The sequence below is a fragment of the Corynebacterium striatum genome (assembly GCF_016728105.1).
GTDB lineage: Bacteria > Actinomycetota > Actinomycetes > Mycobacteriales > Mycobacteriaceae > Corynebacterium > Corynebacterium striatum.
Genome location: NZ_CP068158.1, coordinates 754122 through 768061, shown reverse-complemented (window position 1 = coordinate 768061; position 13940 = coordinate 754122). Strand labels below are relative to the sequence as shown.

General features: G+C 59.0%; 12 protein-coding genes. 5 read left to right on the top strand and 7 right to left on the bottom strand.

Translation table 11 applies throughout. The features are described 5' to 3' along the window. Positions 1–14: 14 nt before the first annotated feature. Together I6I72_RS03560 and I6I72_RS03555 are read right to left on the bottom strand one after the other, a co-directional pair. A complete protein-coding gene (locus I6I72_RS03560) occupies positions 15–938 on the bottom strand; it encodes a universal stress protein (protein WP_049151908.1) in 924 nt (307 codons plus the stop codon). Positions 939–941: 3 nt separating this feature from the next. Next, positions 942–2453 (bottom strand): flavin monoamine oxidase family protein, encoded by a 1512-nt coding sequence (locus I6I72_RS03555; protein ID WP_049166687.1) that lies wholly within the window; start codon positions 2451–2453, stop codon positions 942–944. Between the two features lie 162 nt (positions 2454–2615). Here I6I72_RS03555 and I6I72_RS03550 point away from each other — a divergent pair, with 162 nt between their 5' ends. Next, positions 2616–3329 (top strand): TetR/AcrR family transcriptional regulator, encoded by a 714-nt coding sequence (locus I6I72_RS03550; protein WP_005528136.1) that lies wholly within the window; start codon positions 2616–2618, stop codon positions 3327–3329. Positions 3330–3355: 26 nt separating this feature from the next. On the opposite strand, the gene I6I72_RS03545 is transcribed toward I6I72_RS03550, so the two are convergent. Genes I6I72_RS03545 through I6I72_RS03535 form a run of 3 tightly spaced genes read right to left on the bottom strand, consistent with a single transcriptional unit; the run spans position 3356 to position 7413 of the window. Next, positions 3356–4396, bottom strand: coding sequence for a histidinol-phosphate transaminase (locus I6I72_RS03545; protein WP_005528137.1), 1041 nt, complete (start codon positions 4394–4396; stop codon positions 3356–3358). Positions 4397–4450: 54 nt separating this feature from the next. Continuing rightward, entirely contained in the window at positions 4451–5728 is a 1278-nt protein-coding gene (locus I6I72_RS03540; protein ID WP_201807478.1) for an amino acid permease, read from the bottom strand. Between the two features lie 26 nt (positions 5729–5754). Further along, positions 5755–7413, bottom strand: coding sequence for a thiamine pyrophosphate-dependent enzyme (locus I6I72_RS03535; RefSeq protein WP_005528139.1), 1659 nt, complete (start codon positions 7411–7413; stop codon positions 5755–5757). Positions 7414–7550: 137 nt separating this feature from the next. Between I6I72_RS03535 and I6I72_RS03530 the strand changes: the two genes are divergently transcribed. After that, on the top strand, positions 7551–8444 hold the full coding sequence (locus tag I6I72_RS03530; protein ID WP_005528141.1) for a LysR family transcriptional regulator: 894 nt from the start codon (positions 7551–7553) through the stop codon (positions 8442–8444). Here the strand turns inward: I6I72_RS03530 and I6I72_RS03525 are convergent. Both I6I72_RS03525 and I6I72_RS03520 read right to left on the bottom strand, forming a co-directional pair. Then, the gene (locus I6I72_RS03525) at positions 8441–9112 is read right to left on the bottom strand and encodes a TIGR03089 family protein (protein WP_049063892.1); all 672 of its coding nucleotides are present in this window, start codon (positions 9110–9112) and stop codon (positions 8441–8443) included. The genes I6I72_RS03530 and I6I72_RS03525 overlap by 4 nt on opposite strands. A gap of 99 nt (positions 9113–9211) precedes the next feature. Continuing rightward, positions 9212–10855, bottom strand: a complete 1644-nt coding sequence (locus I6I72_RS03520) for an LCP family protein (RefSeq protein WP_201807477.1) — start codon at positions 10853–10855, stop codon at positions 9212–9214. Between the two features lie 170 nt (positions 10856–11025). Between I6I72_RS03520 and I6I72_RS03515 the strand changes: the two genes are divergently transcribed. The 3 genes from I6I72_RS03515 (at position 11026) to I6I72_RS03505 (ending at position 13872) form a co-directional block, all read left to right on the top strand. Further along, positions 11026–11934: a glycosyltransferase family 2 protein gene (locus I6I72_RS03515; protein WP_049146854.1), complete on the top strand. Its 909-nt coding sequence runs from the start codon at positions 11026–11028 to the stop codon at positions 11932–11934. An 87-nt stretch (positions 11935–12021) separates the two neighbouring features. After that, complete coding sequence (gene manB, locus I6I72_RS03510; protein ID WP_201807474.1) at positions 12022–13116, top strand: mannose-1-phosphate guanylyltransferase; 1095 nt, start codon at positions 12022–12024, stop codon at positions 13114–13116. Positions 13117–13623: 507 nt separating this feature from the next. After that, positions 13624–13872: a WhiB family transcriptional regulator gene (locus I6I72_RS03505; protein WP_005528147.1), complete on the top strand. Its 249-nt coding sequence runs from the start codon at positions 13624–13626 to the stop codon at positions 13870–13872. The last annotated feature ends 68 nt before the right edge of the window (positions 13873–13940 follow it).

Here is a 13940-nt window from a genome sequence, read left to right as displayed (position 1 = left end):
GGCGAAAGCGCTTGCTAGATCGCTTCGTTGTCGGCGCCGGCGTGCATATAGCCGGCTGGTACGACGACCATGGGAACGGGAATGGAGCGCAGCATTCGCGACGCCGTGCCACCCAAGAAGAGCCGGCCGGGAACCGCGAGACGAGAAGAGCCAACCACGGCGAGCTCTCCGTCTTGCCAGGTGATGTTTTCCATTGCGGCTTCGACGTCGCGCCCAGTGGCGACGTCGGTTGTGGCATAGCCTGCCGAGAGCATTTCTTCGGCGATATCGCCCAGCTTGCGGTTGGCGTAAGCGCGTACTGCATTGGGAACGTCGGTGCCGAGGCCATGCAAATCGGACTCGCCAGGCAGCACGAGCGAAAGCAGGCGCAGCGGAATGTGGCGGCGCCGCGCACGGTCCAAACCAATCGCGATGACATCCGTGGTGCCTGGGCGCGGACCAAACATGACGGTGATGCGGCTGATGGGGCCGGGGTAGGAGTAGCCGCGTGGTGCGAGAGCGATAGGGACAGTACCGGAGTGCAACAACGTGTTGACCGCAGTACCCATTTGGAAGCGGCCAAAAAGGCCGCCCTTGCGCGCACCAACCACGATCATGTCGCAGTCCAGTTCTTCCGCCGCGCGATTGAGGGCCTCGGCCTCAGACTCGCCGGGGACGATCCTGGCGGTGGCGCGGATATCACTGGGGACTTCGCCCAGCGCCTCCTGCAACCAACCTGCAATCTGTTCTTCCAGGATGGAGCTGTATCCGCGGTCGTGCGGGTAGACACCGGAGAAGGAATTATTGGCCGGGGCCGCCATGACGATCTCAAGGTTGACGTTGCGGGTCTTGGCAAGGGCGATGCCCAAGCGGAGCGCGTCCTTGCCATAGTCCGTAGCAACGTAGCCCACCAAGATATGTCCGGTGGCTGCGCGGCGCTGGAAATCAGAAGCAGACAATATTTAACCCTTATCGGCAATCTTCTGGGCGACGAGCTCGCCCTGGCGGATAGCACCGTCGACGTGCTGGTAGCCCTCGGCAGCGATGTCGGAGCAGGCGTAGTAGATGGAGCCGGTCGGCTCGTTCTGCAGGTGGCCCCAGCGGGATAGGCCACCCAGGTCATAAGAGGTGGCGTATGCGCCGCGGGTCCACTCTTCTGCAGCCATGTCGGAGAGGTAGAACGCGATTGGCTCCTTGGTCTTCGGGCCCAGGTAATCAGCTATTGCAGACAGGATGCGCTCCTTGCGCTCTTCTTCTGGCAGGTGCCACATTTCTTCGGCATAAACGTCGGAGACGAAGCCGACCAAGGTACCGTACTGGTCTTCTTCGCCCTCGACGGAGGCAGCAAAGTTCTTGCCGTAGTTGGTGTTGTCGTAGACCTCCTGAACCAAACGGCCGCCGCCGAAGCCGGTGCCGGAAAGGCCCTCTTCGCGCCAGAAAGGCTTGTCGTAGATGGCGTGGACCTTGATGACCAAGCCCATGGAGATGTGCTGGTGCACGATCTGCTGGTCACGTGGCAGCGGCGGTACGAAGGAGATGCGGCTGTACAGGTTTGGCGGAACTGCCAGGACTGCGTAGCGGGCCTTGACGGTGACTTTCTCGGAGTAGGCGGTCACCTGGCCAGCAGCGCCGTTGTTCGGCACGCCGTTGCGAACGTCGGCTGCGATCTTGTTGAGGTCATCAGCAGTGGTTGGGTCAACCTCAGCCCAGTGCAGTTCGCGAACCGGGGTACCGAGGTAAACGTCCTCGCCGAGCTCCTTGGCCAGAGTCAGGGAGACGGTCTGCATGCCGCCGACCACGCGGCGGTCGAGGATGAAGTCCTCATCCACCAGGTTAGAGAAGGACCCTGCGGAGGATGCCATGAGCACTGCCTGCAGGGTGGAGAAAGCATAGGAAGGCTTGGTCAGCATGCCGGATGCTACGTAGATGGAGACGTTGTCGATTGCCTCGGCGTCGTCAGACAGCCCCTCGAGCCACGTGCGGAAGGAGATGGAGTCCAGCTCCTTCGCACGCGGGTGAGCCCATGGGCGCGCCGGGTCCATCTCTGCTGCGAGGTCGTCCATGATCTTGATGAGGCGGTCCATCTCTGCGATGGTCTTCTCGGAAGCAGGGAAGACGGTGCCCTCATACTCGTGGCGGGTGCCGTCTGGGGCAACGTAGATGGACTTGCCCTCGCGGTAGCGCTGGAAGGTCTCGAGTCCTAGTTCATCAACGAGCGCGATGAGGCGGGTCTGGTCTGGGGAGATCCACTGGCCGCCCAGCTCGACGAAGTGCTCTACGCCCTCGGCGTCCTTGACCTTGCCGTTCCACGTACGGCCGCCGACGCGGTCACGTGCCTCGAGGACTGCGACGGACAGACCCTTCTTCTTCAGGGTGCGGGCCGCCATGAGGCCTGCTGGACCTGCGCCGATGACGACGACATCGCGCTCGATGACGGGGTTGGTGTTGGAGTCATTGCTGAAAAGAGATGACATGGTGTTTCACTCCTGAGTATGGCCTTCCCGTTGAATCGCGCGCCTAGACGTGCGCGACTGTGGGAAGATTTGATGAAAGCAAAGCGCAAAATGAACAGCATTCATTTTGTGTTGCGTGTCACTGTACAGGACTCAGTGTGAGTCTGGATAGGGGTAAGAACCATGAATTTTTCGCGCGCCAAAGGCCGACCATCAAAGGCGCTGGTAACTCGTGAAAAAATTGCTGAGGCTGCCCTAAAAATTATTGACAAACAGGGGTACGAGAAGCTCACAATGGCCCGAATCGCTCGCGAAATGGGGGTGGGGCCGAGCGCGCTGTACAACCACGTTGAGAACAAGCACGAGCTGCTTATCCTCGTGGAGGATGCGGTGATGGCACAGGTAGACGCATCGCTTCTCGACGCCGCCTTAGCGGGTGAGGTGAGCGTGCGTTACGCATTAGAGGTCTGGGCGCGTTCCTACCGCGATGTATTCGCGCGGCATTATCCGCTGGTGGAGGTCATTGCTTCTACCCCCGTGTCAGGTGCTCCACGGGCAGTGAAAATGTACGAAAAATTAGCTGAGGTACTGGCCTTTGCGGGCGTCGAATCCGCGCAGATTCTGCCGCGGATCATCATGCTGGAGTCCTTCATCTACGGCTCTGCCTTCGATGCCAATGCTCCCCAAGAAATCTTCGAGATTCCCGAAGACGGTGATGTAGAAGTACCGTATCTGCGCAGCGCCCGTGCTGCATGGCTGGAAAAACTTTCGGCTGCGGCAATTAAAGAGCAAAAAGCCGCCAACCCGTTTGCGGAAGATCCGTTTCAAACGGGTTTGGCGGCGTTATTGGCAGATTTCCTGCCGGCGGTTCCAGGTGAGCAACCGCCGTCTAAGTAGGGAAAGGGCGATGGGATAGAAGGCGATTATTCGCCGTATGGGCGAATACCCGCGCGCTCCCAGGCGGCCAAGAAGATGTTTGTTTCTTCCTCGGTGGTAATGGAAACGCGTACGCCCTCATCCAGGTAGCGGCGGATGATGACGCCTTCGTCGGAAAGCTTGCGTTCAACCTCTTCGGCGTCGCCGCGTGGAATCCAAACGAAGTTGCCCTTGGAAGGGCGCGCGCCAATTGCCTCAGCTACGCGCTCGCGCTGCACCTTGGTCTCTTTGACGCGGGCAAGCAGCTCCTCTGCCGAGTTAAGTGCTGCGATGGCAGCCTTTTCTGCCATGTAGGTAACCGTCAGCGGCATGGTCATTAGCTTGAGGCCGTGGATGAGCTCCGGGGAGGCGATTCCGTAACCCACGCGTGCACCGGCAAGGCCGAAGGCCTTGGAGAAGGTGCGGGCGCCCACCAGGTTCGGGTAGTTGAAAATCTCCTCGGCAGAGTTCGGGGTATCCTCCGCGTCGTTGTACTCCCAGTAAGCCTCATCGAGGATAACCACGATGTCCTTCGGAACCTGCTCCATGAAGTCGCGGAACTCGCCCTTGGTGATGGTGGTGCCGGTTGGGTTATTTGGGTTGCAGAGGATGATGGCGCGGGTCTTGTCCGTGATGGCCTCGATCACGGCATCCAAGCCCAAGCGGTCGTCCTCGGTGAGCGGAGTCATCACTGGTTCCGCGCCGGCCATGCGCACGTAGAGCGGGTAAGCCTCGAAGCTGCGCCACGGAAAGATTACTTCGTCACCAGTGTGGCAGGACATTCCGATGGCCTGCTGAACGATGGCCGAGGCGCCCGCCGCGATGGCGAGGTGATCTTCAGGAACGCCTAGGTACTTAGAAAGCTCGGTGGTCAGTTCTGGGCAGCCATTGATCTGGTAGCGGTTGGTCTCCGCTGCCGCCCGCGTCATTGCCTCGAGTATGGAGGGAAGCGGTGGGTTAGGGATTTCGTTGGAGGAGAGCTTCAGCTTGTCGCCGTCGGACTTGCCGGGCTTGTAATCAGGGAACTTGTTGAGATCAGGGCGAAGCATATGGTTTTAAAACTCCTTACTTTAAAGCGACTTTTAAGAAGTGATTGATAAGACCTAGAACATGTTCCACACGGTAACCGCCATGATGACGATTCCCATGCCAAATACGAAGTAGTTCCACGGGTCATTTTTGAACTTGGAAAAAGCGTCGAGCTTCTTGAACATGTAGACCGGGGCCAGGTAAACGAGGAAAGCCACGAAGATGCCACCGACGACCGAAATCATCGACACGATGGATGGGTTATAGACCGCCACCAGGGTAGTGCCAACGAAGGTGATGAGATAGACGATGTTGAGCAGGCTACGGTGCGAGATGCGCTCAGCCAGCTTTGGCGCTGCTAGGCGCAGCAGGTACTCTGTGCCTTCCTCGGTGCCCAGCATGTGGCCGAAGTAGGAGGAGATGATGGCGCACATGACCACAACGGGTGCCATGTAGGCCATGAACGGGGTGCCGGTGACGTTAGCGAAGTAGGACAGTACCGGAATGTTTTGTTCCAGTGCCTCATTCATTCCATCGGCCCCCAAAGCCAGGACGCATGACCAAACGAAGAACATGGTAAAGACCACTAGCAAGATGGCGGTAAGTATCTCCGTGCGGTCAACGCGCTTGGCGGTCTTCTCGCCATAGGCCGGCTGCATGTCTAGTGCGAACTGAGACAGCGCCGCCATGTGGGAAAAGGAAAATACAAGCACCGGCAGAATCAGCAGGATTCCCTTGAGGATTCCAAAGTCGCCTTCCCCGTTGTCGTAGTGCAGAAAGCTCTGAAAATCCCAGCGAGGGATGAGGTAGATGGACGTTGCCGTCAAAGCGAAGATGAGCGGATAGACCAGCACTTGGGCCAGCCAAATCATGGGTTTGCGGCCCACCGCGAACGCGCCGGTCATAATGCCCACGCAGAGGATGGCGAGTACCCACCGGTTGATGGAAGGTCCACCCAGTTGGTTGACGATGAAGCTATCGACCGAGTTGGTGATGCTGATGCCGTAAATCAGCACTGTGGGAAAGATAGCGAGCCAGTACAAAATGGCGATAACGATGCCGGAGGGGCGGCCTAAATACTGCGTGGCCAGTTCCAGGACGTCCTTGCCGTGGTCACGGATGGGCGCGCCACTGACTATTCGGACATAGGTGCGGTGCGAGAAATAGACCAGCGGCAGGATGAAGACCGTGGCAAAGACCAGCGGCCAGAAACCAAATCCACCAGCGTTAAGTGGAAGGAACAAAATTCCTGCGCCGACGGCAGTGCCGAACAGGGTGATGACCCAAGTCATGGTTGAGCCAGCAGGTTTGGCCTCCGCACGCTCAACAGTGGTAGCAACGGTATTGCTCATTGAAAATCCTTTGTTTGGGGACAGGTCTAGTCGTTGTCAGGCAGCGACAGAGCTTGATCCACAATCACGTTGATGACTGCTGGAATCTGCTTCTCGCGCATAGCCTGCAGTGCGCGCTCGACGGCAGGTGCTGCCTCGGCGTCGGAAGTGACAAGCTCGCCGTGTGCGCCGAAGCCACGGGCGACGGCGGCGAAATCCGGGTTGGAAAGCTGGGTGCCGGAAACGCGATCAGGGAAGTGGTTCTTTTGGTGATCACGGATGGTGCCGAACTCACCGTTGGACAGTACGACGGTCAGATAAGGAGCGCCATACTGCAGGGCGGTAGCCAGCTCTTGGCCATTCATCAGGTACTCGCCGTCGCCAGCAATGGCGATGACGGTGCGCTCAGGAAACTCCAGCTTGGTGGAGACTGCACCTGGAACGGAGTAGCCCATCGAGCCATTGCGCACGCTGAACTGGGAGGGGTAGACGTTGGTGTGCATAAACTGCTGCGCCCAGATGCAGTGGTTGCCGGCGCCGAAGGTGTAGATGGAATCCTCTGGGGCCTGCTCTTGAATGGCGCGCATGAGTGATTCGATGTGTGCGGTTCCTTCAGGAGCCGGGCGCCAGTCGGCTTCGTCCTGAACCGTTGAGAAAGCCACCTGCGCCGCGTGCGCATCCGCGAACCACTGCTGCTGGGCAGCAGAGACCTCGCCCGCATCGATCTCAGACAGCGCTTCGGCGAAGGCTACCGGGCTGGCCAGGATGTGGCGGGTGACGGCTGCGGAGTTGCCACGCAGGCTGGAATCGATGTTGATGAAGAAGTTGCGGTCATTTGCGCCTTGACGCAGCTTGTAGCCGTCAGTCGAGACGTCGCCAAGCACTGCTCCAACGGCGAGTACGAGGTCGGAATCCTGGAGCAGCGCAGCTGCCTTCTCATCACGGCCGTAGCCCAGCCAGCCGGCGTTGGCCGGGGAAGAAAAAGGGACGCGGTCGCTGGCGCGGAAATCGTGGACCACCGGAATCTGGTTGGTCTCTGCAAACTCGGTGATTTGGCGTGCGGACTCTGGGGTCCAGCGCGGGCCGCCGGCGAAGATGAGTGGGCGCTCGGCGCAGCGTAGGGCCTCGGAAAGCGCGGTGATATCGCTTGGGGATACCGCGCCGTCTGTCACGTTGATTGGCTGGACAATCTCCCCGTCGAAGTCCAAGTGGAGAATGTCCTCCGGCAGGCCCACCACTACTGGGCCTGGGCGGCCCTGCTTGGCCTGGAAGAACGCCTCGGCCACCACGTGGGAAGCACGGGATGGGTCATCGAGGATGAAGACCTGCTTGGTCTGGGTGCCAAACCAAGCCTTTGGGTCGAACTCCTGGAAGGACTCACGGTCACGGTCGGGGAAGGGGATAAGACCCACGAAGAGGACCAGCGGGGTGGAATCCTGCCAGGCGGTGTGGATACCAACGAAGGCATTGGAAGCACCTGGGCCGCGGGTGACCATTGCGACGCCCGGCTCACCGGTCGCCTTGCCGTGTGCCTCTGCCATGTAGGAAGCGCCGCCTTCCTGGCGGGTAACGATGGCTTCGATGGGGCTGTCATAGAGTCCATCAAGCACTGGCAGGAAGCTCTCGCCCGGGACAAGGTATGCGCGCTTGACGTTGTGCGCTGCAAGAGATTCAGCGATGGCGGTGCCAACATGGCGACGAGTCATAGTTTTTAAACAATCCTTCTTCTGTGATTGGTGCAACATTTTCACCTTATTGTGAGGGACTTTTGACCATGTTGTCTAATGTCTAAGGATTTTGAAATCCATGCCCATTGGTAATAGCTCGTGTTAAATGAAGCTTTATGGACTACACGAGGGCGAAATATTTCTTGGCGCTCGCGCGCACCGGTTCCGTGACTACCGCGGCAGAGCAATTGAGCATCACCCAGCCGGCGCTAAGCCGCCAGCTGCGGCGCTTTGAGGAGGAGCTGGGGCTCGAGCTTTTCGAACGCGCAGCTGGGGTGCTGCGTCTCAACGAAGCGGGCAAGGCATTGATTCCTGTGTGCCAGCAATTGGTGGCAGATAATAACAGGGCTACGCAGGCGGTTGCGGCGTTGCAACGCGGCGAAATGCGAGCCTTGCAGGTGGCCGCAACGCCGACGACCATCTCGACGATTTTGGCGCCTTTCATCGCTGATGCGCGCGGGGTAATTCCGCTTCTGACCACGCTGGCGGTCGAGCACTACGAGGTGTACCAAGCGCTAGATACCACCGCGGATGTGGTGGTGACGCCAATTCCAGTAAAGGAGGGGCTCGATTCCGTTCCGCTGGGGGAGGCCACTATCCGAGCTTGGGTAAACAAGGAGCACCCTCTAGCAGGCCAAGACAGCATCGATGTGGAGGACTTGGTCACTCATCGTCTCGCCATGTCAGGCCGGCGCAGCGTCTCGCGCGGGCTCTTCGATGCCTTCGTAGGGCGCAGCCACGCTGTGCTTGGCGACGTCGTCGAGTGCGAGGACACCGTTACGCTCATCGCCCTCGCGCGAGCCGGGCGCGCAATCGCCATCTCCAGTGCTCTGCAGGACCACGACGCGGTAGGCCTGCGCATCTGCAACAAGGAGGAGATGCTAGGCGGTGTGCCCCTGCATGCGGCTTGGCGTAGCGGGCACTTTGCCGCCGCGGAAATCCATGCCGTGGGCACGCGCCTCCAGGAGTTTCTGGGAATTAACACCGCCGATGGCGTTCGTGCCAGCTAAAGACGCAGATCCACCTTCTCGTTGGCGGCGATTTCTTCTAAACGCTCGGCAGTGCACATGCCGGCGACAATAACGGCGGAGCCTCCACATGCGAGCGGTTCGAGAATCAACTTCTTAAAGGAATCCTTGTCCTTCCACCCCGCGGACATCACGCGTTGGGCAGGGCCGGCGGCCGAATAAAGCTCCGGCAAAGCGGTGGTGGGGCCATAGAACTGATCGCCGTAGAAACGCACGGTGGGCCCAAAGTCGATGGCGCCAGCGGGCAATTCGCCGCCAGATTCGATGACGCCGCGCCCGAATGGATCATCGGTAACGAGCACAACATCGGCGCCTGTGAATTCCTCAGTCAACTCTGCAAAGCCCTCGGGCGCGGCAAAAATAACATCGGGGCTTGCGCCGTCTAGCTCAGCGCGCGTGAACGCTGTGTCGACGCCGGCAGCAAGGGCGCCCAAAGCGATAACCGCGGGCTGCCAGGAAACAGGGAGGTCGAAGAAAATGAGGGAATCGGAATCGAGCTCAAGCTCTTCTAAGAGCATGTTGGCAATCTTGGAAACCCAGTTATCCAAGGTCTGCGCGGAAAAATCCATGCGCGCGCCGGTGGCTTCGTTGTAGAAAGTCAGGCGCGGCGCTGCGGCATCTGCGGAAAGTAGGTGCTGAAGCATATCCATGTCCGACCATCGTAGGTGACTTAGCCTTAGCGTGGCAGGGAGTGCTTTCGCGCGATGGCCCTAGGCCCCGGCTTGAGAATTACTTAGTTTGTGTGGCGTTTAGTTCACGCAGCGCGGGCCGTCGCCACCGGCGTCGATCTCCGGCGAAACCATAGCCGTTCCGAGGTCACTGCCTGGGGTTCCTACCTGGTCGCTGGCAGCGGATTCAGCCGGTTCAGCGGCTTGGGCGGCCTCATCGGATGGGCCGGTGTAGTCGTCGTATGCAACGACCACGAAGGTGTTTTCATCCAAGGAAGGGTTCGAGGTCACGGGCAGGCCACCGAGCTGCTCCGCGAGGTCCTTGGCGCGCTGGTCATTCTCGTCGGCGGCGACAATCTGCGACTGCGCGTACAAGCCTGGCTCGGCGTTGCTCGTGCGTTCGACCATGTAGCCCACGCCGGTGAGCCACTTGCCGATGCCTGACGCGAGACCGTCAATGGAGCCCGCGTTGAGAACGTTAAGCTCGATGCCATCCGCGACTGGCTGCTCCGAAGGGTTGGAGCCTTCTTCAGCGCTTGCCGACGCCGCGGCTGCTTCATCCTGTTCCGCAGTTCTTGCGAGGTCATCCATGAACTTGTGGACTTCAGCCTTATCGATGGTCACCACGGACTCGCCATAGTCGCCGACACCGTCGATGGAGGTCACTGGAATGGTGGTGAAGGTGACATTTCCGCCGGCCAGGCCAGACAGCTGGGTGACTAAGCCCATGACGTCCCAGCCCTCATCGATGACGACGGAACGTTCAATCGCCTCGGTGATCTTAGAGAGTTTATTCGGATTAGCCAGGGTTCCTGAGGACAGCACCTTCGAGACTAACGAAGCCATGTAGGCCTGCTGGCGAACAATACGGTCGAGGTCGCCGCGTGGCAGCCCGTAGCGCTGGCGGACGAAGGACAGGCCTTGGGCGCCATGGAGAGTCTGCCTTCCCTTCTGGAAGTCGGCGCCGGACATCTCGTCCTTGACGTCGTTGTTCAAGCACACGTCGACGCCATCGACGGCGTCGGTAAGCAGCACAAAGCCCAAGAGTCCGACCTCTGCATAGTGATCGATATCGATGTCCGTAAGGGAACGGACCATATCGATAAGTCCCTGGCGGCCGGCCTCGACGCCCTTCTGCTCAATCTCCTTGTCGGAGTACGGCTTCTTATCGCCTTGGGCCTCCGCTACCGCATTCTCCTCTTCGAGTTCCTTGAGTTTATCTGCCTTGTGCGCTGCGAAGACCGCGTTGATCTTGGTGTTGCCGTACTCGCCGTCGTCGACGTAGGTATCGCGGGGAATGGACACCGCGGTTGCGCGTGAGCCATCATCCGGAATACGGATGATCATGATGGTGTCTGTGTTCTCCTCGCCCTCAGCGACACCTGCGTGCAGATCCGCCAGTTCCTTTTCAGAGAGAGGATTGCCCTGTGCATCGGTACGCGAATCCTTGCCCACCAAGAGGATGTCCACTGCGCCGTCCTGGGTGTTAGCTTTGAAACCGCCCTGGTTGCCGAGCGCCAAATTTCCCACTGAGGCCACTCCGTCGCCCACGCGGCCCACGGTGGCATAACCCACGCCAGAGAAAACAAGAATCGCGGCCGACAAGAAAGTAAGGATTGCCTTTAGCGGCTTGGAACCCTGCTGCTTGACGGTCGACGCCGAAGATGGCGCGGGCTGGATGGCACGAGCGCGGCGCTGCTTGTCCGATCTTTTTTCAAATGACACAGTGGGAGGACTTTCTATTTTGGAGTTCTTCACCTGTAGGTATCGGTGGTGATTCCGATGCATAATTTGTTTTAGTCTTGTGACAGTTTAGGCGAGGTAAGCGCGAAATCGTGATCTGCGCATGATTTTCTTCTAGCTCGCAGTGTCTTGGCGGCATCCTCCCGTCAAGTATGGGTACGCTATGGACCATCGTGAACACAGAAAATAACGCTCCCCTCGCAGTGGTGACGGTGACCTATTCGCCGGGCCACTACCTTGGGGATTTCCTCGATTCGCTGGAGAATGCCACCCAGCAACCCACCACGGTGGTCTTAGCCGATAACGGCTCCACCGATGGGGTCCCGCAGGCTGCCGCGGAAAGCCACGCCAACGTTGTGTTTTTAGACACGGGTGGAAACATCGGCTACGGCGGCGGAATGAACGCGGGAGCACGCCTCATCAAGAGCGGTGCTTTGGGGGAGGTCGACGATGAGTTCTTCCTCATTAGCAACCCAGATGTCACCTTCACGCCAGGGGCTCTGGACACCATGCTCGAGTGCGCGCGCCGCAACCCACAGGCCGCGGCTGTGGGCCCGCGCATCGTAGAGCCGGACGGGTCCAACTATCCTTCAGCGCGTGCTGTGCCGACGCTGGCGACCGGGATTGGACACGCCCTCTTTGGCTCAATCTGGCCGGGTAACCCATGGTCCCGCGCGTACCGAGATGATAAAGACATGTCAGTAGAGCGTGTAGCCGGCTGGCTATCAGGCTCCTGCCTCCTGGTGCGTTGGGAAGCTTATGAACAGATTGGCGGCTTTGACGAGCGCTATTTCATGTATATGGAGGACGTCGACCTGGGTGACCGTTTTAGCCGCGCTGGCTGGAACAACGTCTTCTGCCCAGATGCCATAATTACCCACGCTAAGGGCCACTCGACGCAGGCTCACGCCGGCGCGATGTTACACGCCCACCATGATTCTGCGTATCGCTTCCAGGCCGACCGTCACCCTTACTGGTGGCAAGCGCCAATTCGGCTCGTGTTAAGAGCTGGCCTGACGCTGCGTGCCTATGCGGTTACGGCACTTGCGTGCCGTAGTTAATACTCACGCCTTTTGCCTTATAAACTTAGCCCGATACAACATCTGCCGATATAACACGTCGATTAATTCGAATAAGGAATCCTCGTTATGACTGAAGCAGCTACCCAATGGGGTGCCTCCGCCGACGCCGTCATCCTTGTAGGCGGCCGCGGCACGCGTTTGCGTCCGCTGACCATCGGTACTCCAAAGCCGATGCTGCCGACTGCAAATTACCCGTTCTTGCAGCACTTGCTGGCACGTATTAAGGCTGCTGGCATCGACCACGTGGTGATGTCGACTTCCTTTAAAGCGGAGGTTTTTGAGGAGTACTTCGGTGACGGCTCTGACTTGGGTCTAGAGATCGAGTACGTGGTGGAAGAGACCGCGCTGGGAACCGGTGGTGGCATTCGCAACGTGTATGACAAGCTGCGCCACGACACGGTGATGGTCTTCAACGGTGACGTGCTCTCCGGCATGGACCTCAACGGCATCCTGCAGACTCACCATGAGAAGAACGCCGACGTGACAATGCACCTGCTCAACGTGGCGGATCCGCGTGCGTTTGGCTGCGTGCCGACGGACAGCAATGGCCGCGTGACGGCGTTCCTGGAGAAGACCGAGGATCCACCAACCAACCAGATCAACGCTGGTTGCTACATCTTCAAGCGCGAAGTTATCGAGAGCATTCCGGCTGACCGTGTGGTTTCGGTCGAGCGTGAGACCTTCCCTAATCTGCTGGAGGAAGGCTGCTTGGTAGTGGGCCACGTGGACAACTCCTACTGGCGCGATATGGGCCGCCCGGATGACTTTGTACGCGGTTCCTCGGACTTGGTGCGTGGCATTGCGCACTCACCGTTGCTGGAGGGCCGCACGGGTGAATCCGTGGTGGATGATTCCGCGGGTATTGCTGGCGGCGTCCTGCTGCTTTCGGGTACGGCAGTGGGCCGTGGCTCTGAGGTGGGGGCCGGTTCGCGTTTGGACGGCACAGTGGTCTTTGCCGGCGTGACAATCGAACCTGGCGTAGTAATCAGCAATTCGATTATCGCCTCTGGTGCTCACATCGGGGCGAATGCGCACATTGATAACTGCGTTATTGGCGAAGGCGCTGTGATTGGTGCGCGCTGTGAGCTCAAGGGCGGCATGCGCGTCTTCCCGGGCGTGCAGATTCCTGACGCGGGCGTGCGCTTTAGCTCAGACGCCTAAAGCTCGAGCTGGAGGGTTTCCCTCACCATTGTCTCTATTGACACTGGTGGGGGGATATTTTTATGGGCTTGCGTAACCGCTGGGTGCTACATGGGATCAAAGTGGCCAAAGTGTTTTTTGAGATCCACTAGAAAATTCAGAGTGGTGGCGACACGCCGATCAAACCTGGGAATTGTTTACAGGATCATGAGGCACCACTATATGTAGTACCCCCACACCTTACCCCCATGGGGGGATCTGTGTGACGGATGTGAAAGTTGAGGATCGTGTGCTGCGTTTTTGGCGAATTTGGGCAAAATGGACTCTGGTCAGGTTGACGATATTTAGTGATCCGGTGTGAAATAACATCAGTGTAATCAAACGCATCGGCGGTGCCGGACTGGCTTTGTTGGTCCTGGTGTACAGTCGGTGCCACTAAGTAAGAACAACCCAACCTCGGAGAAAGGAAGTAGCGTGGAGAAAAACTCGAATAATGGCGCTATTCTCCGTGGCGGTGCTGCCGCAGAGATGTCGCTTGACGAGCTTTTTGGCGCCGTCGAGCAGGAGTGGCAAGACCAGGCACTGTGCGCGCAGACCGATCCTGAAGCCTTCTTTCCAGAAAAAGGAGGCTCCACCCGTGAGGCTAAGCGCATCTGCCAGGCCTGCGCGGTGCGTGATGAGTGCCTCGAGTATGCCCTTGAGCATGACGAGCGCTTCGGAATCTGGGGCGGCCTGTCTGATCGTGAGCGTCGCCGCCTCAAGCGTGAGATTGGCTAGTTAGCTAAAGCCGACTTAGCTCAAGTCCCCCGTTTAGTTCTGTTCAACTTTTTCGGTTGAGCGTCTGC

Coding starts and splice junctions, on each gene's coding strand:
- I6I72_RS03555 (WP_049166687.1), bottom strand. CDS start 2,453: ATGTCATCTCTTTTCAGCAATGACTCCAACACCAACCCCGTCATCGAG.
- manB (WP_201807474.1), top strand. CDS start 12,022: ATGACTGAAGCAGCTACCCAATGGGGTGCCTCCGCCGACGCCGTCATC.
- I6I72_RS03545 (WP_005528137.1), bottom strand. CDS start 4,396: ATGCTTCGCCCTGATCTCAACAAGTTCCCTGATTACAAGCCCGGCAAG.
- I6I72_RS03540 (WP_201807478.1), bottom strand. CDS start 5,728: ATGAGCAATACCGTTGCTACCACTGTTGAGCGTGCGGAGGCCAAACCT.
- I6I72_RS03530 (WP_005528141.1), top strand. CDS start 7,551: ATGGACTACACGAGGGCGAAATATTTCTTGGCGCTCGCGCGCACCGGT.
- I6I72_RS03515 (WP_049146854.1), top strand. CDS start 11,026: ATGGGTACGCTATGGACCATCGTGAACACAGAAAATAACGCTCCCCTC.
- I6I72_RS03550 (WP_005528136.1), top strand. CDS start 2,616: ATGAATTTTTCGCGCGCCAAAGGCCGACCATCAAAGGCGCTGGTAACT.
- I6I72_RS03505 (WP_005528147.1), top strand. CDS start 13,624: ATGTCGCTTGACGAGCTTTTTGGCGCCGTCGAGCAGGAGTGGCAAGAC.
- I6I72_RS03535 (WP_005528139.1), bottom strand. CDS start 7,413: ATGACTCGTCGCCATGTTGGCACCGCCATCGCTGAATCTCTTGCAGCG.
- I6I72_RS03525 (WP_049063892.1), bottom strand. CDS start 9,112: ATGGATATGCTTCAGCACCTACTTTCCGCAGATGCCGCAGCGCCGCGC.